Genomic DNA, 232 nt, shown 5'->3' on the forward strand with positions numbered 1-232 from the left:
CAACGGCAGCCTGGACGTGAACATCGTCGATGACCTGCCCAAGGGCGTCGATGACAGCAATGCGTCGACCGCGTCGGAAACCCTGTTGACCCTCAACGGCAACGTGCTGACCAACGACGTGCAGGGCGCTGACCGTGTGACGGTTGGAGAAAACTCAGGCCCGATCACTCCGGGCACCTTCGTTGGCACCTACGGCACCCTGGTGCTGAACGCCAACGGCACCTACACCTAC

Annotated in this window: 1 protein-coding gene; it reads left to right on the plus strand. The window is 62.1% G+C overall.

Features of this window, described 5'->3' with window-relative positions; translation table 11 throughout:
- On the plus strand, window positions 1-232 hold a 232-nt coding region (locus tag B0W55_RS29500; protein ID WP_139341024.1), incomplete at both ends, for an Ig-like domain-containing protein.

Source organism: Pseudomonas sp. KK4 (assembly GCF_001984065.1).
Classification (GTDB): domain Bacteria; phylum Pseudomonadota; class Gammaproteobacteria; order Pseudomonadales; family Pseudomonadaceae; genus Aquipseudomonas.